The organism is Xanthomonas cassavae CFBP 4642 (genome assembly GCF_000454545.1).
Classification (GTDB): Bacteria; Pseudomonadota; Gammaproteobacteria; order Xanthomonadales; family Xanthomonadaceae; genus Xanthomonas; species Xanthomonas cassavae.
Map to the genome: position 1 here is coordinate 16,345 of NZ_CM002140.1, position 19,195 is coordinate 35,539.

Consider the following 19,195-nt stretch of genomic DNA (forward strand, 5'->3'; position numbering starts at 1 on the left):
TGCATGTAGGGGTAGCGAATGGCGTATTCGCGCGGCCGGACGCGGGTGGCCGTCTTGTCGTCAGAGCAACGCGGCAGATAGGGCGCTTCGGTGAGCACGCGATTGAGCGCGGTGCCCGACTGGAAAAAGCGGTCTGCTGTCTGGTTGTCTAGTTTCTGTACCGTTGTACCTGCCATAACCCCTCATCACACGTCCCGTAGGGGCGTGCGCACGCTTGCGCGCAGGGGCTAAGACTCGTACAATGGAAGCACTTTCAGTCGCTTTATTGCACTGGTACAGAGTTCACTCGCCAAAGCGAACGCTGTATTTGTCTGGGCACCCTGCCCTGTTTATCTGTCAAGGCCCGCTCGCCAAAGCGGGCTTTGTCGTTTCTGACTCTCCAGTTTTCTGCTGTCTGGTCAGCTCTCTCCTTTGCCATGACGGTCACTCGTCTGCATCCACAGACGCCGGGGCTTGCTTGTAGCCCCGCACCATCGTCTTGGGCACCCAGTGCTCCGTGTTCACATCAAACTTCATGATCCCGTAGCCCTGCAAAACGCTTGCAGCGCCATCGAGACTCTGGAAGTACCGGAGGCCGCCACGGGCAGCCCCCAGCACTCGCTCATTCATTCCGGCCCGCACTAGGATCAGAAGGCCCTTGTCACCGGGTTCCACTCGGGCGGCGGAAACCGACCCAGCGGCGATGAGTTCCTTCAAAACCTTCGGCGCGACCACACTAGCAGTTGTCGTCAGCATCATTTATACCCTGTTCCGCGCCCAACCGCAACAATATCAGAATTCGTTGCGCCTTCTGCTGCATGGCGTTAGTGTCGTCGCTTGTATGGACTATAGTCCATACTGGAAATCGTTATATATATACATAGATAAGTATATATATACCTATCAACCCTTGAGGAAGGCCTCCAGTGCCTCGATCACGATGTCCTTCTCCGTGACCCGGCCGCCCTTCTCTTCCGAGCGCTTGAGCGCTTCGCGCCGCAGGTGATCAGCCAGTTCCTCGGGGAAGTTGAAGATTTTTTGCACCCGTGCGCGGCCGTAGCGCTGCGTTTCCTCAGCAGCGGGCGGCGTGGCTGCCGGTGTCGTGGTCACGGCAGCAGGTGCCACCAGCGGCTTCTCGGCCTTGTCCGCCTCCCCGCCTTCGAGGAAGGCGGTCGGGTCTTTGGGCGGCTTGAACTGCGCCGTGTTGGGCTTGCCCTTCATGCTCATGCCATCACCTCCTTGAAGAAGGCTTCCATCTCGGCGATGGCGGCTTGATCGCGGCCCAGCTCCTGAACGGTCGCACCCTCGCCAATGGCGCGGCGGAAGGCCACGCGCTCGCAGACCTTGGTGGGCAGCACGGTCAGCTTCTGCTCGGCCAAGAATTCCAGCATCTCGGCCGCATCCTTGGTGCGTGGATCGACGCGGGTCAGCAGCACGCGCACGTCCAGCTCGGGGTTGTAGTCGCGGGCCAGCTCGACGACTTCCAGCAGGTCAGTCATGGCCGCTGCGTCCAGATTGGAGGCACCGACCGGGATCACGGCACTCTGGGCCAGCAGCAGCGCGGAGCGCAGGCCCACGGAATCACGGCCGCCTGCATCGACGACGACGTGCTCAAAGCCGGTGGCCAGTTGCTTGCCTTCGGCCAAGATCGCCTTGCCAGCGAGGCAGGTGGTGGTGGGCGACGGGTCGTACTGCGTCTCACGACGCCATGCCGCCCAGCTCGCGGCCGAGGCCTGCGGGTCGCCGTCGATGAGCAGCGTCTTGCCCTGACGGGCCAGCATCACTGCCAGATGCACGGCGGTCGTGGTCTTGCCGACGCCGCCCTTGGTGTTGACACACGCGAAGATCATGGGTGCTCCTATCTATGTATATACATACCGATGGGCAGCGCGGCGGCTGGCCCTCGACCTGCCGGGTGCATCCCCGGCCCTGTGACTCGGTAAGTATATATATACCTACCGACGCTTTTGAACATCCGACCCCAAAACCTGTCGCTTCGAGCAAGCAAGCAAGCAAGCCGCTTTGCACGCCGCCGACGTGGCCGTGGTCAACGATGACACGGACGTGCAGGTCATCAGTGACCACCAGCCGCCCAAGCGCTGGCCCAGCGGCGAGCCGCTGGTGGCTGGCGTCGAGTTCGAGCGCGAGCTGTTCGAGTAGGTATGTAGGTATATAGGTAGGTATATATATACATGAAGCCCATAAGAGCCATTGTCTTTGACCCCTTCGGCACCCTGATCCGCTACACCGTGCGCCCTGCACCCTACGGGCGTCTCGTGGACGCGACCGGGCGGCCGGTTGATCGGCTCACCTCAATGTCGTGCGGCTCGCAGGCGATGCGCAAGAACTTGATGACGAACGTGTGCAGGCGATCTAGCGCGCCCTCCGTCTGGTTCTTCTCGATGGCCTCGCGGACGTACGGCCCAGAAGGTGCGCATTCGCTTGATCCACCACAGCGACCGGGGCGTGCAGTACGTGTCGATCCGCTACACCGAGGCAGGAAGGCGTGCAGCGCACGGCGCTGCTCCCCGCCCTGAACGGCGGGGTTTGTCGCGCACCGGGTCAGCCGCCGGCGCTGCCGGCGTTCGTGTTGGAGCGCCCGTCCGGATGCAGGTGCGCCGGCGCGAGGGCCGAGACGTCCACGCCTGGCCCACCGATCGCCGCCGGCGGGCGGAACCGCCCACCGGCGGGCCTTGCGGCCGCGCTCCGTGGACCAGGCGTGGACGTTCGGCAATCGGCAGGTCCGCCCACCCTTCGCCCACCGCTTCCCCCACCCCTGGGGGTGCAAGGGGCACCCCCGACGGGCCGGGGCGGCGCCGCTGGCGCCGGCCGTGGACGAAGCGTGGACGGCCGCGCACCTGAGCTGGCCACCCTTGGGGTGTCCAGCCTCCGGGCCGCTGTTCAGCGTCCCTGCGCGCCCCTACGGGGCTTGTCCGCCCCTGCGCCTTACATCCCGGCCAGCTTGGCGCCAACGAAGCCGCCCACCACGCCGGCGACAAACGCGAACCCAGCCAGCAGCAGCACGAACCGCCGCGCCTTGCTCTCAAACGCCGCATTCGCGGCGACGACCTGCGCCGCGCCGCTATTGAGCTGATTCCCGATCTGCGCGGCTGCATGTCGGCCAGCTTCGGTGAGCTTCTCGGCGTTCTTGTCGATGACCGACTCGAAATTGAGCTTGGCGGCCAGGAACGCCTTTCCGGCCGCGTCCGTTGTCGCCTTCTCGATCTTTCCGGACAGTGCCTCGTCTGCTTGCTCGAAGCGACGCACGAGGGTGTCGGCATCTTGCAGCAGCTCGGCCATGAGCGCTTCACGGGCCGTCGATACGTTACTCCCCATGACGTCCCCTCATCACTTGAACAACGCCTTGTAGACGTCATCGAGGTTCTTGTTAGCCGACTTGGCGAGCCGCTGCGCCGAGATCATGCTGACCGCGTGCGCCTTGGCGTCCTCGTCCTTGGCTTCACGAAGCATTGCCCGATAGTCCGTTTCATCGGCCACGATTTCCGAGACGGTCTTTTTCAGCGTCCGCAGCCGGTCGAAAATCTCGTTCTTGAACACCACGGCTTCTGGTCGCAGCGTGAAACACTTGGTTTCCGCGTGCAGGCCGAAAACCGTGCCGAACAGGCGCGGCACGTCGTTCGCGTCTTCCAGCTCGACCTTGTTGAATACCACACGGATTTTTTTGGCGGGCACACCAAGGCCGGCCAACGTCTCGATGGTGCTCACCGTATCGAGCTGTTGTTTCTTCTCGCTAACGGTCGGTACGACGAAGTAGTCGAATTCTTCGTGGGAGCCTTCGAATTGGCCCATCTGCTTGATGAATTCCTCGACGTTGGATGCGCCCACGTCCACGATGGCCGAGTCGAGCGTCATCAGATCCTCTTGCAGCCCGCCATAGTCCTTGCCTTTGAGGCGCTGCGCGTCGGTGTCGGTAGCCGATCCGGCATTGATGGTTTCAATCTCGAATTTCGGTGCGCCCATGCGCGGCGCAAGCAGGTTATCGACCAGCGTCGTCTTGCCCGGATTCCCACTGAAGTTGATGACGGCGACTTTCATTTGTGCTTTCTCCATTTCTCTTTGGCCAAGCGCTCGTAACGCGCCGCTCTTTCGGCAAGTTCTGCCGGGTCGGGTTTCATCAGGCGGTCAAGCTCCTGCATCGAGATTGGACCGCGAGATGTTGGTGTTTCGGCTGAATCTGTTTCGTACGATACAGATTCACCTGATTGGGTTGATGCCGGCGCATTGTCCGCCCGTGGGGCAACAGGCTGCGCCTGCCGCCCCACGGGCTTGCCTTGCTTCTTCCGGTATCGGTACAGATAGCTCTTTAGGGTGGCTTCGGTCAGCTCAATCCCGCTGTCTTTCAGGGTCTTGAGAATGTCCGCGATACGCACACCTGCCGCGATCCTTTGTTCAATCACCGGCATCACTTCCCGCACCTTAGCCGCCTTGGTTTTTGGCTCCATAGCCGTCAAGGCTTGTGTCAGGTCAGATTTAGGCATTTATGCATCCTATCAGCAGTCTTTACGCACTTTAGTCGCGTGGTGTATGCAGTCTCTATGCTACCAGATTGCGCGTGATTTGCAATCTATATGCATCCTGTTTGCCTACGCCCTTCGGGCTTGATGGTTTGTACGCCCTTAACCCCTAGAGATTGCGGTCCTTAACAGGCCCAAATCTCAATACACATTACGCACCCCCTGCGGGGTTGCTAAAGTCTTGTCAAACATGGATTTGCGGGCGATTACACCGCATAGATGACTATAGCTACTCTATAGGAAGTAGCCGGGATGCCTTATTTTTGCTAGGTTGATGCCTATAGGATTTTCTATAGCTTGAGAAAACACCCATGAGCAGCGGTAAATCTATCCCTGTTTGGTACTCGGAAGAGGATCGCCGCAGGGTCGAGGAAGCGGCCGCGCTAGCCGGTTACAAGCACCTGTCGAAGTACATCCGCGACAAGTCTCTCGACCGTGGCAGCCACCGTGAGTCAGGCCGCGACAGCATGGAAGCATGGGCCGACCGACAGGAACTTGTCGGCCGTCTGGCCGAGATCGAGCGTAGCCAGAAAGGCGCGCATGTGCTTCTGGCAATGCTGCTTTTTCTGGTGCGCAAGAAGGCGACCACGGGCGAGTTCAACGAGCTGGTTCTCGCATGCGAGAACGTCGGCGTGCCGGCCGACGTGCTGGCCGTTTCCTTGCCCGAGCTGGCTGCACTGCTAACCCGCTTTACGGAGGATTCGTAATGCCACCAAAAGGAGGCGACAAAGGTACTGCTCTGGTATATACTCGATATAGTAGAAAAACAGGGGCCATTATGTCAACGAAAGCCGTTTTCACGATGAAGCTGGAACCGGAGCTGCGCGACACGTTCATGGCCGAAGCAGCCGCAGATGACCGCCCGGCGGCGCAGGTCGTGCGCGAGCTGATGCGCGACTACATCACCCGCCGTCGCGAGGCACGGGAATACGACGAGTTCGTGCGCCGCAAAGTGGAGGTCGCCCGCAAGCAGCGTGACGCCGGCCTGCACTTCTCCAATGAGGAAGTGGAAGCCGATGCGGCCTCGCGCCGCGTGGACCTGCTACGCCGCGCCGGAGATGCTGGATTGTGAAAGTCCGCTGGATCGCGGCCGCAAGGCAGGACCGCGCCGATATCATCGATTACATCGCGGTAGAGAACCCGCGCGCAGCGCTCAAGATGGATGATCTTTTCAGCGAGGCGGCCAAGCGGCTGGGAGAGTTCCCCAAGCTCGGCTGCACCGGGAAAATTCCTGGTACTCGCGAGCTTATCCCGCATGAAAGCTACCGGCTCGTCTACGAAGTGGACGAAGCTGCCGACACGGTATGGGTGATGACCCTTATCCACACAGCGCGCCAGTGGCCCCCGGCACGGGACGACTAACGATGGTGACAAAACGAAGCTGGCCAGGCGCATCAAATTTGCCGCGCACTATGCTTGCATTCAAACCGTTGCCTGTTCTAGAAATCGCTCACGTCCCAAGGAAGGAGGAAGCATGAAGTTCTTCAGCGCGGCCGTCATCGCCATGTCGGCCCTGTGTGTCCCTCAGGCCCACGCACAGCAGCAGCCCGTGAACACGGGATTGGGCCAATGCGTGGATTTCGTGATATTCGGCTCCGGCACGCTCACCGGCCAGGTCAACGGCACCACGTTCCCCTTCGTGTACGGCCCAGCCACCTATCTGGACAAGCCCGGAAGCACCGTCTATATCCAGAACTATTCTTGTGCCTCCAACGACATCCCGGGGTTGTACTCCAGGGTGTCCATGGTCAGCCACGAGATGGGCCACCTGTACCTGGCCAGGGCTGGGTGCTCGGCACGCGGGAGGACTACATCGCCAAGGCCTGCACCAATGAAGGCCGGGCCGTGCTCAACAACTCCACGGCGCGCAACGAGATCCTGGACACCTCCCAGGGAGGCGCCGACATCAGCCTGATCGCGGCGAACGCCCCGGCGCTGCTGTCCACCATCGCGGCCGGAGGGACCGATCTGGCGCAACGTGTGGGTGACGCATTCTGCGAGGCCAATGTCACGTCCACCACCGGTGAGAACTACAAGGTGTACTACGGCAACGAGTACGACAAACTCAATCCCCTGTCGCAAGAGGAGCAATAAGCCATGAAGACTCTCGTCGCCGCCCTGGGCGCGGTCGTCCTCGCGACTGCTCCGCTCGTGCCTGCCGCAGCCGCACCGCGCGCTCCCGCCGCCGCTGAAAAGCAGCTCTGGGCCTTCTCTGAAAAAATCGCCCTGGCCCTTCCGGGGGACGGGAAGGACGTGCTGAAACTCGTCTCCCCCCGCTCCGCCGCTACCGCTGCATCCAATCGGCAGGAGCCTCGCGGGAAGTCGACGGAAATCGCGCCATCGTTGTTCGCGTCGAATGCCGTGGTGGTCATGGGAGCGGACAACCGCGCCGATTCGGCGTCCTTCGAGGTGACAGGCAGCTGCGTCTCGATGGCATCGCTGCGGAAACAGTATCCGAGGCTCATCGTGATGGACTACGCGCGCGGCGTCAATGAGCATGCCGTCTACACCTTGGGCGCGCAGATCGGCGATGCGATCGTCGCGTACTCGTTTCCTGCCAGCAAGCTCGATTGCATGAGCCGCGTGTTCATCACGCCCGCAAAGATCACGAAGAAAAAGCTCGGAATTGCATAGGCGACGAGCATGAAATTCGAGGGCAGCGGTCTTATTTCTCCAGGGTGACATCGGGGGTCACAGACCACCGGCCAGATCGAGGCCGAAATCAATGCCGTGATCGAGCACTGGCGACGAGGCGCTGGCTTAAGGGAGCGCTCACCGATGCGCTGCACCGCGATTGCGTTGATGCGGCCCACGCTGCTGGCCGACCTGTTGGGTAGCCGCTGCGATTCCAGGAGGGTGTAAGCAATGCAGAAGCACGAAGTCGAAAGCGCAACCTTGCTCTTTGGTGTTGGCCTGCCACTTGCCGGCTGGCTGGCCGGCACATACATCGGCAATGTGCCGCTGTCGCCGTTCCCGCAAGCGCTCACCGCTGCGCTACACGCGACACCGAACAATCCGTTCATCGTCGGCGGGGTTGTGGCCGGTTTGGGACTGGCCGCGAGCGCCGCGTATTTGTTCCACGAGTACGGGGACGATGGTTTCCGGGGCGCGCCGTATCGCCGCTGGATGCGCGGCTCAAAGATGGCGAACTGGCACAAGGTAAAGAGCCAGGTCAACGCGGCCAATCGCGGGGAGAATCGCCGCCGACGGGCCGAGCAGAGGGGCGCGAAAGATTTGCCGCCTGTCATGATCGGCCCCATGCCCATGCCGCTGCACCTTGAGAACCGTAACACGCTGATTTGCGCGTCGATCGGCGCGGGTAAGTCGGTCGCGATGGAAAGCATGATTTCGTCGGCCGTGAAACGGCGCGACAAGATGGCCGTGATCGACCCGAACGGGACGTTCTACTCGAAATTCAGCTTTCCCGGCGACACGATTCTCAACCCGTTTGATCGTCGCTCGTCGGGATGGACGTTGTTCAACGAGATCAAGGGCGTGCATGACTTCGACCGGATGGCAAAAAGCGTCATCCCGCCGCAAATCGATCCAAGCGATGAGCAGTGGTGTGCCTATGCTCGCGACGTGCTGGCCGACACCATGCGCAAGCTGGTCGAGACGAACAACCAGGATCAAGACACGCTGGTCAATCTGCTGGTGCGCGAGGACGGCGAAGTCATCCGCGCGTTTCTCGTCAACACGGATTCGCAGGGCTACTTCCGCGATAACGCCGAGAAGGCCATCGCATCGATCCAGTTCATGATGAACAAGTACGTGCGGCCGCTGAGCTTCATGACCAAGGGCGATTTCTCGTTGCACAAGTGGGTGAATGACCCCAACGCCGGCAACCTGTTCGTCACGTGGCGCGAAGACATGCGAGCCGCGCAGCGCCCGCTTGTTGCGACATGGATCGACACGATTTGCGCGACGATTCTCAGTATCTCCGACGACGCGCAACACCTCTCCCGGCGCCTGTGGCTGTTCCTCGATGAGCTGGAATCGCTCGGCAGGCTTGAATCGTTCGTGCCGGCCGCGACGAAGGGCCGTAAGCACGGGCTGCGCATGGCAGCCTCAATACAGGATTGGGCGCAGCTCGATGAGACCTACGGCAAGGATGCGGCCAAGACCTTGCTCGGCTGCTTCCGCAATTACCTCATCTTTGGCGCGTCGAACGCGCTCAATGCCGACAAGGCGAGCGAGATTCTTGGCAAGCAGCACGTTGAGCGCATCCAGATCACGACCAACGCGGGGGGGATCGGTGGAGGCGGCCGCAGCCGCCATGTTGTCGCCAGCCCACCGGAGCCGGTGGTATTGGACTCGGAAATCTCGAACCTCAAGGACTTGGAGGGCTACGTCATGTTTGCCGAGGACTTCCCCATTGCGAAGATCAAGCTGCCCTACGTGAAGTATCCGCATCGAGCGGCCGCTATCGACATCAAGTGACCGAGGCCGGGCCATGCTTAATGTGACGCCGATTCGCGGCAACAACCAGTACGCGGCCGCGCATTACTTCTCGGCGGCCGACGACTACTATGCCAAGGAGAACCCCGGCGAGTGGCAAGGCCAAGGCGCACAGGTGCTTGGCCTGACGGGGCCGGTGGAACAGGCGCAACTCTCGCGGCTGCTGGACGGCCGGCTCCCCAACGGCGAGCGTATCCAGACGACCTTTGACCCGATCGACAACAAGAAGCGCATGGGGCTGGACCTGACGTTTTCCGCTCCGAAGTCGGTTTCCATGCAGGCGCTTGTTGCTGGCGACAAGGACGTAACCGCTGCGCACGACCGTGCCGTGACGCGCGCACTGGAGCAGGTCGAGCGGCTGGCCGAGGCCCGGAAGAAGGTCAAGGGCAAGAGCTACCGCGAGCGCACTGGGAACATGGTCATCGGCAAGTTCCGGCACGAAATGAGCCGCGCCAAAGACCCGCAGCTACACACGCATTCTGTCGTGCTCAACATGACGCAGCGCGCAGACGGCGCTTGGCGCGCACTGTCGAACGAGGACATATTCCGCGTGCAGCACGAGGTAGACGCGCTCTACAAGGCCGAGCTGGCGAGGGGCTTGCAAGCGCTTGGCTACGCGATACGCCTGGTCGATGACCAGGGCAATTTCGAGCTGGACCACATCAGCCGCGACCAGATCGAGGCGTTTTCGGCGCGTAGTCGCATCATCGAGGAAGCGCTTGCCAACGAGGGCAAGACGCGAGCGACGGCGACGACGCTTGAGAAGCAGATCATTTCGCTGGCCACGCGGCCGCGCAAAGATGAGTCCGACCGCGACCTGGTCAAGCAGTATTGGGTCGAGAAAAGCCGCGAGTTTGGTATCGACTACGGCCCGCGCTCGCAGCTCGACGGCCGTACTTACGAGGCAGGCGACAGCATCGGCGGCCGTGGCCGTGGCCGTGGCCGTGGCCGTGAGCGAGGCGACGCCGGCGACCGCATCGCAGCCACGAGCCTGCCGGCGCGCCTCACACCGGCGCAAGCCGTCGTGCAGTACGCCATCAACCACCTGACCGAGCGCGAAGCCGTTGTCCGCGAAACTGCGCTCACCGCCACCGCGCTGCGCCGAGCGGTCGGGTTGGCAGGCCCGGATGAGGTTCGCGCCGAAATCAAGCGGCTCGTCGGCCAAGGCGCACTGATTGAGGCCGTGCCGGCGTACCGCATGGCCGACCGCAAGGATGGGCCGGCGCTCTCGTCGGCCGGCTGGAAGAGCTACCTGCAAGACCTGAAAGGCTGGTCCGACAAACAGGCGCAGCAGTACGTCAGCAATGCGATCAAGCAGGGTTCGCTCGTGCCGGCCGAGAAGCGCTACACGACACAGAAGGCGCTCGCCCGCGAGAAAGCGATTCTCGCCATCGAGCGCACCGGGCGCGGAGCTATCGAGCCGATCATGACGGCGGCCGCCGTCAAAACGGCGCTGGAAAGCTCGGCATTGAACGCTGGCCAACGTTCCGCCGTGGAAACCATCGTGAGCACCAAGAATCGGTTCGTCGGCATCCAGGGCGACGCCGGCACCGGGAAAACCTACACCGTGAATCAGGCAGTTGCACTCATCAAGCAGGCGTCGGCCGTGAGCGAGGGCTACCGTACCGTTGCACTCGCGCCCTACGGCAATCAGGTCAAGGCGCTCAAGAACGAAGGGCTGGAAGCGCACACGCTGGCGAGCTTTCTATATACCAAGGATAAGCCCATCGACGGCAAGACGATCATCGTTCTGGACGAGTCGGGCGTCGTTGGCGCTCGCCAGATGGAACAAGTCATGCGAATTGTCGAGAAGTCGGGCGCTCGCATGGTCCTGCTCGGCGACACCAAGCAGACCGAAGCCATCGAGGCCGGCAAGCCGTTCGCGCAGCTCCAGCAGGATGGCATGCAGACCGCACGAATCAGCGAGATTCAGCGCCAGAAAGACCACGAGCTGAAAACCGCTGTCGAGCAAGCGGCCGAGGGCCGCGTCACGCAATCGCTCGCGCACATCAAGCACGTTGAGGAACTGAAAGAGCCGACCGAGCGGCACCGGGCCATCGTGAACGACTACATCCAGCTCACTGAACCCGAGCGCCGCGAGACACTGATTGTTGCCGGCACCAACGAGGCTCGCCGCGAGATCAATCGCATGGTGCGCGAGTCGCTGGACCTGACCGGCAAGGGGCGGGAGTTCGAGACGCTGACTCGTGTCGACATGACACAGGCGCAGCGCCGCTTTGCGCCAAGCTATCAGCCGGGCATGGTCATCCAGCCCGAGAAGGACTATCAGAAAGCCGGCCTGACGCGAGGCGAGACCTACCGCGTCAAGGAAGCATTGCCCGGCAATGCGCTGGTCCTGCAGCGGCAGGACGGCACCACCACCACGATCAACCCGCGCAAGGCGACGCAGCTCAGCGTCTACCACCTTGAGCGCGCCGAGCTGTCGGTCGGGGATACCGTACGGATCAACCGCAACGATCCCGGTCGCGACCTCACGAACGGCGACCGCATGCGCGTTGCCGGCGTGATCGGCGGCGTCGTCAAGCTCGAATCGGTCGGGCAGCGCGACGGTCGGCCGGCACGCGCGCTCGAGCTGCCGACGAATCGACCGCTCCACCTTGAGCACGCCTATGCGTCCACCGTCCACAGCGCGCAGGGCTTGACCAACGACCGCGCCCTCATCGCGCTCGATACCAAGAGCCGCACCACGTCGATGAATCTGTATTACGTTGCCATCAGCCGCGCCTGCCACGAGGCGCGCGTCTACACGAACTCGGTCAAGGAGCTGCCGGCCGCCATCGCGCGGCGCTTCGACAAGACGACGGCCCTAGCGATCCAGCGCGAACGCCAATTGCAGCGCCGCGCCGCCGGTATGCAACCCAAAGGCGCAGCCGACGGCAAGCAGGCGTTGCAGCGTCAGCAGCTCCAACAGCAGCGCAAGCAGCCGGCGAGCGGCAAGAAACCGTCCGAGTACGGACGCTTTGGCTAGGGCTGGAGGCCGGGGAGCAACGGAACAGCCAACTCAGTTAAGCGGTTTTTCGTCACTTAGCGATGCCCAAGAACACGGCCAGGCAGCGCTCAATTTCCACCAACGCATCAGCGTCTACGCGCCCAAAGGCTCGACCTACCTTGTCACGCTTCACGGTCATGGCCTTGTCCACCATCACCTGAGACGGCTTCTGCAAACCATTGTCGGTACTTGGATGAATGGTAATGCGCAGCAGCGGCGCAGCAACGAGCGTGCTTGTCACCGGCAGCACCGTCACGGTGGTGTGTGCGTCAAACTGGTCGGCCTGGATCACCAGAGCGGGCCGTGGTTTTCCGAAGTCGCCTTGCATGGCGATGGTCACAAAGTCACCCCGCATCATTCCGTCCAGCCATCCATGTCTGCTAGCGCCTCATCCATGAAGCGCTGCATGTCGGTGTCCGCCATGTCCGCTTGTGCAGCAAGACGACACTGACGGCGGCATTCCTCGGCGAAGTCAGGCCGCCGTGTGTCCGGCACCCAAATTTGCACCGGACGCAGCCCTGCCATGCGCAGGGCGTCGCGGTGCTTTTGAACTCGTGAATTGACGTGTGCCATGTTGGCCTCACCGTTACATGCAACAAGTTTACGCCTCATTTTTGTTACATGCAACAAAAGTGGGACTTTCGGTGGTTCCGGCTTGGTGCCCCAAGAAGCCGCCGACACCGCGCAAGCCGCGCCAGTACGGCCGGTTCCAGTGACAAGCCCTAGCGCGCGTCTGGCTTTGGGAGCCGGTCACAAAAGATGCGCTGATTGCCCTTGGGCAGAGAGAAGTGTCACTGCCTTCTTATCGAAGGAAACGAAGGTTTCCCCACCAAGCCAATTACCTTCGTAGGCAATGACGCCATCGGCAAAGTCACCGCCTGCGTCGAGCACCAGCAAACCGGCCTCCACGGCGGGCCGGTTCACTTCCACGTTGGCGGCGGCCAGTAGCGCCCGGATCGCGTCGGCCGCGTCAGATTGCTGGAAGCCATAGACGCGCATCAGCACCCAGACAAATTCGCATAGGCACGGCAGCGCGACCGCGATCAACTCGGCATCGGTCAAGACTGCGGCGGCAACGTCCGCTTGTGCGGGATCGTCACGCACAACAGCACGCACAAGGACGTTGGTATCGACTGCGACCTTCATTGCTTGCCTGCCCATCCTTGTGCAGCCGCCTCGTTGATTTCTTCGATGGTGGCAACTTTCTGCGTCTTACCCGCGAGCAGGCCGACAAAGCTGGCTATCGTCCCTGCGGGCCGTGCCGCCTTGAGTACTCCCCGACCATCTGGCAGCAAGTCAAGCTCGATCTTGTCGCCTGGCCTAATGCCGAGGTGTTGCAGTACGTCCTTCCGAAACGTCACTTGTCCACGTGCGGTAACGGTCAATGTGGTCATGGTGATGTGCCTCGCAATCTCATGGATCGACGTATAGTAATGCAAAAAAGCATTACTTGCACTGTCCGTCAAACGATCGTTTGTCGGTCGTGCCGGACGCTGTCCTGAAAACTGCTTGTGCAACGGGTTGTCGGACACCAAGATAGACGGACGGAATGGCGGACAAGATGGATGGCAAATGGCACTGATCGGCTATGCGCGGGTATCAACGGCGGAACAGGACACCGCTTTGCAGACGGATGCGCTGCGCAAAGCAGGCTGCGAGCGCGTTTTCGAGGACACGGCTTCCGGGGCCAAGGCTGACCGCCCCGGTTTGGCTGATGCGCTGGCCTACCTGCGCAACGGCGACGTGCTGGCCGTCTGGCGGCTGGACCGGCTTGGGCGCTCCATGCCGCACCTGATCGAAACGATAGGCGCGCTGGAAGCGCGAGGCGTCGGCTTTCGTTCGCTGACGGAAGCCATCGACACCACCACGCCGGGCGGGCGGCTCATCTTCCACGTGTTCGGCGCGCTGGGCCAGTTCGAGCGCGACCTGATTCGCGAGCGCACCAAGGCCGGGTTGAGTGCCGCCGCCGCTCGCGGGCGCAAGGGCGGACGCAAACCAGTCATCACCGCCGACAAGTTGCAGCAGGCACGTAAACACATCGCCAACGGGCTAAATGTCCGGGAGGCCGCTACACGGCTCAAGGTGAGTAAAACAGCCTTGTATGCAGCTCTGCAATCCACCAGTGCAGGAGATCTCCAAAAATGACAACCGCCTCACGGGCATTACACCTTCCAGAGCGACGCCAAGATGCTCGACCTAGCAGGCTGCTGAAATATCTCTAGCCAGCATAGACTGTTCTCGTTCCACCAACGGTAGATCATCGATGCGCGGCGTAGACGTCTTCAGCGAGCAGTTGTTCACGGTGAAGCGGCTGGATGACTTCATCCCGGGCACGCATCCGTTGCGCCCCGTGCGCGAGATGGTCAACGCGACGCTGAGGCGCCTGGATGGCTTGTTCGAACCCATGTACGCGCCGAGCTACAAGGGAGGCCGCCCGAGCATTGCGCCAGAGAAGCTGGTGCGGGCCATGTTGCTGCAGGTGTTCTACAGCATCCGTTCCGAGCGTCAGTTGATGGAGCAGGTGCAGTACAACCTGCTGTTCCGCTGGTTCATCGGACTGTCGATGGATGACGCGGTCTGGGTGCCAACGGTGTTCACCAAGAACCGCGAGCGACTGATCGAGCATGACGTGGTGGTGGCGCTCTTCAACGATGTCGTGGCGATGGCTGACGCCGAAGGTTGGTTGTCGGGCGAACACTTCAGCGTGGACGGTACGCTGATCCAGGCCTGGGCCGGGCACAAGAGCTTTGTGCGCAAGGATGGGGCTGACGATGGAGATGGCGCCGACTTCCGTGGCACGTCGCGTAGCAACGATACGCATGCATCGACCACCGATCCGGACGCACGCCTGTACCGGAAGGGTAAGACAGCCAGCGAACTTCGCTACATGGGCCACACCCTTACGGACAACCGTCATGGCTTGATTGCCAATGCGCGGGTGACTCATGCCGATGGCTACGCCGAACGTGAAGCGGCCAAGGCCATGATCGGCGATGCATGCCAGGCCAACCCGGAAGGCGCACTGACGCTGGGTGCGGACAAGGGCTATGACGCGGCCGAGTTCGTCAAGGCCGTGCAGGAGATGAAGGTTGTCCCGCACATCGCGCAGAACACCAGCAACCGGCGCTCAGCGGTCCCGAACGCCATTGCCGCAAGCGATGGTTATGCGATCTCGCAGAAAAAACGCAAACTGATTGAACAGGGCTTCGGCTGGGCCAAACTGATTGGACGCATCCGGCAGGTCATGGTGCGCGGCTTGGACAAGGTGGATCAGATCTTCGTGTTGAACATGACCGCCTACAACCTGGTGCGCATGCGCACCTTGGGGCAGTTGCGCCTGCAGAGCGAAAAACCAGCATGAAAGGCAGCAAAATTGCACTGAATTGGGCTATCGAGACCCCGAAACGGCTCAGCGACGGTCAAGCTTTCACCAACGCATCCAGATCGACTTTCCTGGACGATCATCGTCGTTGATCTTCAGTCGTATTTCCGCAGCCTGTTAATGGCCGCCACGGGCGCACGGGTACGCTATGGGAAGGTCGGTACAAAGCATGTCTTGTGGACAGTGCGGACTACGTCCTTCGCTGCTATCGCTACATTGAGCTCAATCCGGTGCGTGCTCGCCTGACCGATAACCCGGCAGCGTATCGTTGGTCCAGCTGCCCAGCCAATCTAGGCAAGCGCAAGCACTCCGCACTGACGCCACATCCCTGTTGGCTTACGCTTGGCAGCGACCCGATCCAGCGATCCAACGCGTACCGTGCTCTGCTCAATGAAGCCCTCTCCGACGAACTGCTCGCCAACATTCGTCTTCATCTACAGCAGCAGCGAGCCCTGGGCCACGACACCTTCCGCGCAATGGTCGAAGTCAAGACCCACCGCTTTGCTGGCGTCAGGCCCGCTCATCGGCCACGCAAACCGAACACCGACGACTGAAAAGTTAACCTGACCCCGCTTTACCGCGTCCCCTCTTTCTTCTGTCAAGTGTGACCGAGCTCCACATTCGGAAATTACGACTAAATTTAGGTTTGACGATAGGAGGTGACGGGGTGAACCTGCCATGGCAGGGGATCGAAAAGGAGTTTTTTTAATGATTAAGACGGTTGTGATGCTTAGCAGCCTGCTAGTGCTCGCAGGATTTGTTGGACAAGCTACTGCGAATGACATCCACTTCTGTGATGCCTGCACACAGGCGCAACGAGGAGCTCTTGCAAATCAGCTGACTTCTGGTCTCGGTCAAACCTACATCGGTGACCGTTCGACCGGCGTTCCATACCTCTACACGGTCAATACTGTAAACGGTCCCGTCTCTGTGGCGCCACCGGGGATTCAAGAGCGAGCTGTGGCACAGGCAGATGTCGACCAGTTTGCCATTTACTCGTCCGTATATCGGAGTTACGGAAATATCGGCACGCTCAACGTGAAGATTGACTTAGCTAATGGAACTGTCACACCCAGCTCAGTCAAGAAGATGGCCGCGCCTGCAGCAGACCAATCAGCAGCATTCGCTAGTGCATTTGACGTGCGTCGGGAAGGGGCAACGCGTCAACAGGTCATACAGTGGCTTGAAGCAAATGACTGGCAAGTGCCCAACACCGGCGAAAATTTCATCTTCTTCATCCAACAAGTTCTGTCTAATGCCTACAAGTGGAGGAGCTCGGAGGATTACAGCATCCGCATTGACACAACGTTCAATGATAAAAGCAGGGCGATTTTCGCTTACGATTCCGCCAAGCGAGCCATCGTTTATGTTGAGGCCTACGATTCAGCAGGCAACCTCATTGGGACTTCTAGCAACGAGCCTATCAAGGTCGATTACAGTTCTTACGAGAGCCCGGACGCGGCATCTCGACCTGATTACCAGCGTGGGATAGACTGGCTCACGTCAAGTGGCGCAGCGACCATTTCTGGAGGCACAGTGACTGTAGGCAGCGGAACCGTCCTTGTCGGCGATGTAGTCCAAGTCAAGTAATGAACACAGTCCGTATCAGGGAGCGCAGGATTAGCCTGCGCTCCCGTGAAGCAGCTCTTCTCCTTGGGACTTTGGCTTGCTCGGCCCTCTTTCTGGTGACTCAAAACCAAGTTGGGCTGCTTGGCTACGCAATAGCGCCATTTCTGTTGTTAGCATTCTTCGTGCTGCAAGCAGATTTGGTGTGGCGTGGACACAAAACACCAGGGTCAGCCTTCGCTATCTCCGGCGCGGCTTGGCTGGCGTTCTCAGCCCTAGCCGCCTACGTTTTCACTGGTCCCGGACGAACACAGGTTTTCTTGGACACCTGGCTAAAGGCGCTTGCGGGAGCAGGCTTCCTTGCTGCCCTTTTCTTTTTGTCGGTGCTGACCGCTAGAAAGCGATCAGTGAACCTGTATTGGTATCTGGCCGCAAGCTTAGCGATAGCAACTGCAGCCGCAGCAGTTCACCCTGGTAAATCTGGGAAAATAGAAATCCAATGCGAGCGAGGCACCTGTGCTGCGGGCATTATTGCCTTTTGGCCTGGCGCATTTCAGGCCTCAAATGGCAAAAGATCGATTTCCGTTGTCCTTCCTCAATCCAATGGCAAGGCGCAATAAGCACTTGTCAGGTCGGCCAACGTCTTGCCCTGCTTAACGCTTTAATTATCTCCATTCCCTTTCCTGATTAGCCCCATCGCTCAGCCGGCAGTTGCAGGATTTGCGACGAGTCGGTTGGACAATGGTCCCACGTGAATACAACGCAGGTGGGAGATGGGCATCAACATCGTGCAGTTTCAGCCAGGCTTGTCGCTGAGCGAGTTCATGGATCGCTACGGAACCGAAGCCAAGTGCTACCGGGCGTTGTATCGGTGGCGCTGGCCGAAGGGATTTCGCTGCCCGCAGTGCGACGGCCGCGCGCGCTCGCGCTTTCGACGCGATGATCAGGTGTACTACCAGTGCCGGGCGTGCCGGCATCAAACCACCTTGCGTGCCGGCACGCTGTTGCAATCCAGCAAGCTGTCTTTGCGCCTGTGGATGCAGGCGATGTACCTGCTGACATCCAGCAAGACCAACCTGGCAGCCCTGGAGTTGAAGCGGCATCTTGGAGTGACCTACAAGGCGGCCTGGCGCATGAAGCACAAGATCATGCAGGCGATGACCGAGCGCGAAGAGCCACGAAAACTCAAGGGGTTTGTGCAGATCGACGACGCCTACCTTGGCGGCGAACGCAGCGGAGGCAAGCGCGGACGAGGCTCGGAGAACAAACAGCCGTTCGTGATCGCGGTGCAAGTGGACCAGAACAATGAACATCCTAGCTTTGCGGTGATCGAGCCGGTGAAGGCCTTCGACAACGCCTCGCTGAAGGACTGGATCGCGCGCCGTCTGGAACCGGAGTGTGAAGTCTATAGCGACGGCCTGGCGTGCTTTCGCCGTCTGGAGGAGGCCGGGCATGCCCACACCACCCTCGATACCGGCGGCGGTCGTGCTGCAACCGACGTCCAGGGAGCGCGTTGGTTGAATGTGGTGCTGGGCAATATCAAACGCGCCATCAGCGGGACCTACCATGCGGTGGGCCAGGCCAAGTATGCAAGGCGCTACCTGGCCGAGGCGGCCTATCGCTTCAACCGCCGATTCGATCTGAAACAGATGCTGCCGCGGCTGGCGACGGCGCTGCTGCGCTGCACACCTTGCCCAGAACGCGTTTTGCGTATGGCAAGCAACTTCCATGGCTGAGGGATGGGGCTAATCAGGAATGATTAAGGCTCTGCTCGTGGTGCTCGGTGCATTCGGCGGCCTGGCCCTATCGATGATCTATCTCGGTATGGTGGGCGCTCCGCCGAGCGCGCGATGGTTCTTCCCCATCTTCGCAGGCTTGCTGTGCGGAACAGTCTTCGGGCTGCAGTTCGGCGCTTGGGCGGTCAAGAAGACCGGGAAGGCGCCGGCCAAGTAGCGCCCGCCCCTGCGCCAATCAACCGAGGCCGCCATACGCGGCCTTTTTTGTGCCGCCGCGCGGCGCGGGCCGCCGTTGCGGCTCCTACGGCGGTGCCGATCGCGTAGCTAGCTGGCCACCTGCAGCTGCAGGGCGGCGTCTGTGCGCGCCTGCACCCCGCCGTCGGCGGCGCCGGCGCAGCAGATCCACGACCAGGGCGCCAGGCCGCGCGATCGCGGCGCTGGCCACCAGCAGCTGCAGGGCCGCGCCTGAGCGCGTCTGCAGCTCGTCGCCGGCGGCGCCGGCGCAGCAGATCCATGACCAGGGCGCCAG

General features: G+C 61.1%; 24 protein-coding genes and 2 pseudogenes. 15 read left to right on the forward strand and 11 right to left on the reverse strand.

What is annotated here, in order from left to right:
* The 4 genes and pseudogenes from XCSCFBP4642_RS29040 to XCSCFBP4642_RS0123295 form a co-directional block, all read right to left on the reverse strand.
* Positions 1 to 176, reverse strand: a pseudogene (locus XCSCFBP4642_RS29040) (replication initiation protein); the annotation flags it as partial.
* A gap of 247 nt (positions 177 to 423) precedes the next feature.
* Complete coding sequence (gene parC / locus XCSCFBP4642_RS0123285; RefSeq protein ID WP_005918227.1) at positions 424 to 738, reverse strand: ParC family partition-associated protein; 315 nt, start codon at positions 736 to 738, stop codon at positions 424 to 426.
* Between the two features lie 144 nt (positions 739 to 882).
* Complete coding sequence (locus tag XCSCFBP4642_RS0123290) at positions 883 to 1,206, reverse strand: hypothetical protein (protein WP_005918229.1); 324 nt, start codon at positions 1,204 to 1,206, stop codon at positions 883 to 885.
* Positions 1,203 to 1,829 (reverse strand): ParA family protein, encoded by a 627-nt coding sequence (locus XCSCFBP4642_RS0123295; RefSeq protein WP_005918230.1) that lies wholly within the window; start codon positions 1,827 to 1,829, stop codon positions 1,203 to 1,205. The genes XCSCFBP4642_RS0123290 and XCSCFBP4642_RS0123295 overlap by 4 nt, the downstream gene beginning before the upstream one ends.
* 172 nt (positions 1,830 to 2,001) lie before the next feature.
* On the opposite strand from XCSCFBP4642_RS0123295, the gene XCSCFBP4642_RS29560 reads away from it, so the two are divergent.
* Positions 2,002 to 2,139 (forward strand): hypothetical protein, encoded by a 138-nt coding sequence (locus XCSCFBP4642_RS29560; RefSeq protein WP_005918231.1) that lies wholly within the window; start codon positions 2,002 to 2,004, stop codon positions 2,137 to 2,139.
* 786 nt (positions 2,140 to 2,925) lie between these two features.
* Here XCSCFBP4642_RS29560 and XCSCFBP4642_RS0123305 read toward each other — a convergent pair.
* The 3 genes from XCSCFBP4642_RS0123305 to XCSCFBP4642_RS0123315 are packed head-to-tail and all read right to left on the reverse strand — an operon-like array spanning position 2,926 to position 4,478.
* On the reverse strand, positions 2,926 to 3,279 hold the full coding sequence (locus tag XCSCFBP4642_RS0123305; protein ID WP_017173624.1) for a hypothetical protein: 354 nt from the start codon (positions 3,277 to 3,279) through the stop codon (positions 2,926 to 2,928).
* 48 nt (positions 3,280 to 3,327) lie between these two features.
* Positions 3,328 to 4,035 carry a StbB family protein gene (gene stbB / locus XCSCFBP4642_RS0123310; protein ID WP_029221887.1) on the reverse strand — a complete coding sequence of 236 codons (708 nt, stop codon included), beginning with the start codon at positions 4,033 to 4,035 and terminating at the stop codon, positions 3,328 to 3,330.
* Positions 4,032 to 4,478: a hypothetical protein gene (locus tag XCSCFBP4642_RS0123315; protein WP_029221888.1), complete on the reverse strand. Its 447-nt coding sequence runs from the start codon at positions 4,476 to 4,478 to the stop codon at positions 4,032 to 4,034. Before XCSCFBP4642_RS0123315 ends, stbB begins: the two co-directional genes overlap by 4 nt.
* Before the next feature lie 347 nt (positions 4,479 to 4,825).
* Between XCSCFBP4642_RS0123315 and XCSCFBP4642_RS0123320 the strand changes: the two genes are divergently transcribed.
* From XCSCFBP4642_RS0123320 to mobF, 7 genes and pseudogenes are all read left to right on the forward strand, one after another.
* Complete coding sequence (locus XCSCFBP4642_RS0123320) at positions 4,826 to 5,221, forward strand: hypothetical protein (RefSeq protein ID WP_029221889.1); 396 nt, start codon at positions 4,826 to 4,828, stop codon at positions 5,219 to 5,221.
* Between the two features lie 95 nt (positions 5,222 to 5,316).
* On the forward strand, positions 5,317 to 5,586 hold the full coding sequence (locus tag XCSCFBP4642_RS0123325) for a hypothetical protein (protein WP_029221890.1): 270 nt from the start codon (positions 5,317 to 5,319) through the stop codon (positions 5,584 to 5,586).
* Positions 5,583 to 5,876 carry a type II toxin-antitoxin system RelE/ParE family toxin gene (locus tag XCSCFBP4642_RS0123330; protein ID WP_029221891.1) on the forward strand — a complete coding sequence of 98 codons (294 nt, stop codon included), beginning with the start codon at positions 5,583 to 5,585 and terminating at the stop codon, positions 5,874 to 5,876. The genes XCSCFBP4642_RS0123325 and XCSCFBP4642_RS0123330 overlap by 4 nt, the downstream gene beginning before the upstream one ends.
* A 112-nt stretch (positions 5,877 to 5,988) precedes the next feature.
* Positions 5,989 to 6,608: pseudogene (locus XCSCFBP4642_RS25695) on the forward strand (hypothetical protein).
* A gap of 276 nt (positions 6,609 to 6,884) precedes the next feature.
* Positions 6,885 to 7,148 carry a hypothetical protein gene (locus tag XCSCFBP4642_RS30325; RefSeq protein ID WP_228325800.1) on the forward strand — a complete coding sequence of 88 codons (264 nt, stop codon included), beginning with the start codon at positions 6,885 to 6,887 and terminating at the stop codon, positions 7,146 to 7,148.
* A 231-nt stretch (positions 7,149 to 7,379) separates the two neighbouring features.
* Positions 7,380 to 8,954: a type IV secretion system DNA-binding domain-containing protein gene (locus tag XCSCFBP4642_RS0123345; RefSeq protein ID WP_029221893.1), complete on the forward strand. Its 1,575-nt coding sequence runs from the start codon at positions 7,380 to 7,382 to the stop codon at positions 8,952 to 8,954.
* Positions 8,955 to 8,967: 13 nt separating this feature from the next.
* A complete protein-coding gene (gene mobF / locus XCSCFBP4642_RS0123350; RefSeq protein ID WP_029221894.1) occupies positions 8,968 to 11,961 on the forward strand; it encodes a MobF family relaxase in 2,994 nt (997 codons plus the stop codon).
* Positions 11,962 to 12,013: 52 nt separating this feature from the next.
* Here mobF and XCSCFBP4642_RS0123355 read toward each other — a convergent pair whose 3' ends face one another.
* The 4 genes from XCSCFBP4642_RS0123355 to XCSCFBP4642_RS0123370 form a co-directional block, all read right to left on the reverse strand.
* The gene (locus XCSCFBP4642_RS0123355) at positions 12,014 to 12,340 is read right to left on the reverse strand and encodes a type II toxin-antitoxin system PemK/MazF family toxin (protein ID WP_003491151.1); all 327 of its coding nucleotides are present in this window, start codon (positions 12,338 to 12,340) and stop codon (positions 12,014 to 12,016) included.
* Entirely contained in the window at positions 12,337 to 12,507 is a 171-nt protein-coding gene (locus XCSCFBP4642_RS25700; RefSeq protein WP_017157755.1) for an antitoxin MazE family protein, read from the reverse strand. Before XCSCFBP4642_RS25700 ends, XCSCFBP4642_RS0123355 begins: the two co-directional genes overlap by 4 nt.
* Positions 12,508 to 12,732: 225 nt before the next feature.
* Positions 12,733 to 13,128: a type II toxin-antitoxin system VapC family toxin gene (locus XCSCFBP4642_RS0123365; RefSeq protein ID WP_029221895.1), complete on the reverse strand. Its 396-nt coding sequence runs from the start codon at positions 13,126 to 13,128 to the stop codon at positions 12,733 to 12,735.
* On the reverse strand, positions 13,125 to 13,376 hold the full coding sequence (locus XCSCFBP4642_RS0123370) for an AbrB/MazE/SpoVT family DNA-binding domain-containing protein (protein ID WP_003108276.1): 252 nt from the start codon (positions 13,374 to 13,376) through the stop codon (positions 13,125 to 13,127). Before XCSCFBP4642_RS0123370 ends, XCSCFBP4642_RS0123365 begins: the two co-directional genes overlap by 4 nt.
* A gap of 178 nt (positions 13,377 to 13,554) precedes the next feature.
* Here XCSCFBP4642_RS0123370 and XCSCFBP4642_RS0123375 point away from each other — a divergent pair, with 178 nt between their 5' ends.
* The 7 genes from XCSCFBP4642_RS0123375 (at position 13,555) to XCSCFBP4642_RS0123395 (ending at position 18,883) form a co-directional block, all read left to right on the forward strand.
* Positions 13,555 to 14,127 (forward strand): recombinase family protein, encoded by a 573-nt coding sequence (locus tag XCSCFBP4642_RS0123375; RefSeq protein ID WP_003490825.1) that lies wholly within the window; start codon positions 13,555 to 13,557, stop codon positions 14,125 to 14,127.
* 118 nt (positions 14,128 to 14,245) lie between these two features.
* Positions 14,246 to 15,343 carry an IS5 family transposase gene (locus tag XCSCFBP4642_RS0123380; RefSeq protein WP_017172638.1) on the forward strand — a complete coding sequence of 366 codons (1,098 nt, stop codon included), beginning with the start codon at positions 14,246 to 14,248 and terminating at the stop codon, positions 15,341 to 15,343.
* A gap of 197 nt (positions 15,344 to 15,540) precedes the next feature.
* Positions 15,541 to 15,918, forward strand: a complete 378-nt coding sequence (locus XCSCFBP4642_RS27920) for a transposase (RefSeq protein ID WP_080581436.1) — start codon at positions 15,541 to 15,543, stop codon at positions 15,916 to 15,918.
* Between the two features lie 406 nt (positions 15,919 to 16,324).
* Positions 16,325 to 16,954, forward strand: a complete 630-nt coding sequence (locus XCSCFBP4642_RS0123385; protein ID WP_017167724.1) for a hypothetical protein — start codon at positions 16,325 to 16,327, stop codon at positions 16,952 to 16,954.
* The gene (locus tag XCSCFBP4642_RS27925) at positions 16,954 to 17,550 is read left to right on the forward strand and encodes a hypothetical protein (protein ID WP_080581435.1); all 597 of its coding nucleotides are present in this window, start codon (positions 16,954 to 16,956) and stop codon (positions 17,548 to 17,550) included. The genes XCSCFBP4642_RS0123385 and XCSCFBP4642_RS27925 overlap by 1 nt, the downstream gene beginning before the upstream one ends.
* A 153-nt stretch (positions 17,551 to 17,703) precedes the next feature.
* Positions 17,704 to 18,666, forward strand: coding sequence for an IS1595 family transposase (locus XCSCFBP4642_RS0123390; RefSeq protein ID WP_029218992.1), 963 nt, complete (start codon positions 17,704 to 17,706; stop codon positions 18,664 to 18,666).
* Between the two features lie 19 nt (positions 18,667 to 18,685).
* Positions 18,686 to 18,883, forward strand: coding sequence for a hypothetical protein (locus XCSCFBP4642_RS0123395; protein WP_017172653.1), 198 nt, complete (start codon positions 18,686 to 18,688; stop codon positions 18,881 to 18,883).
* The last annotated feature ends 312 nt before the right edge of the window (positions 18,884 to 19,195 follow it).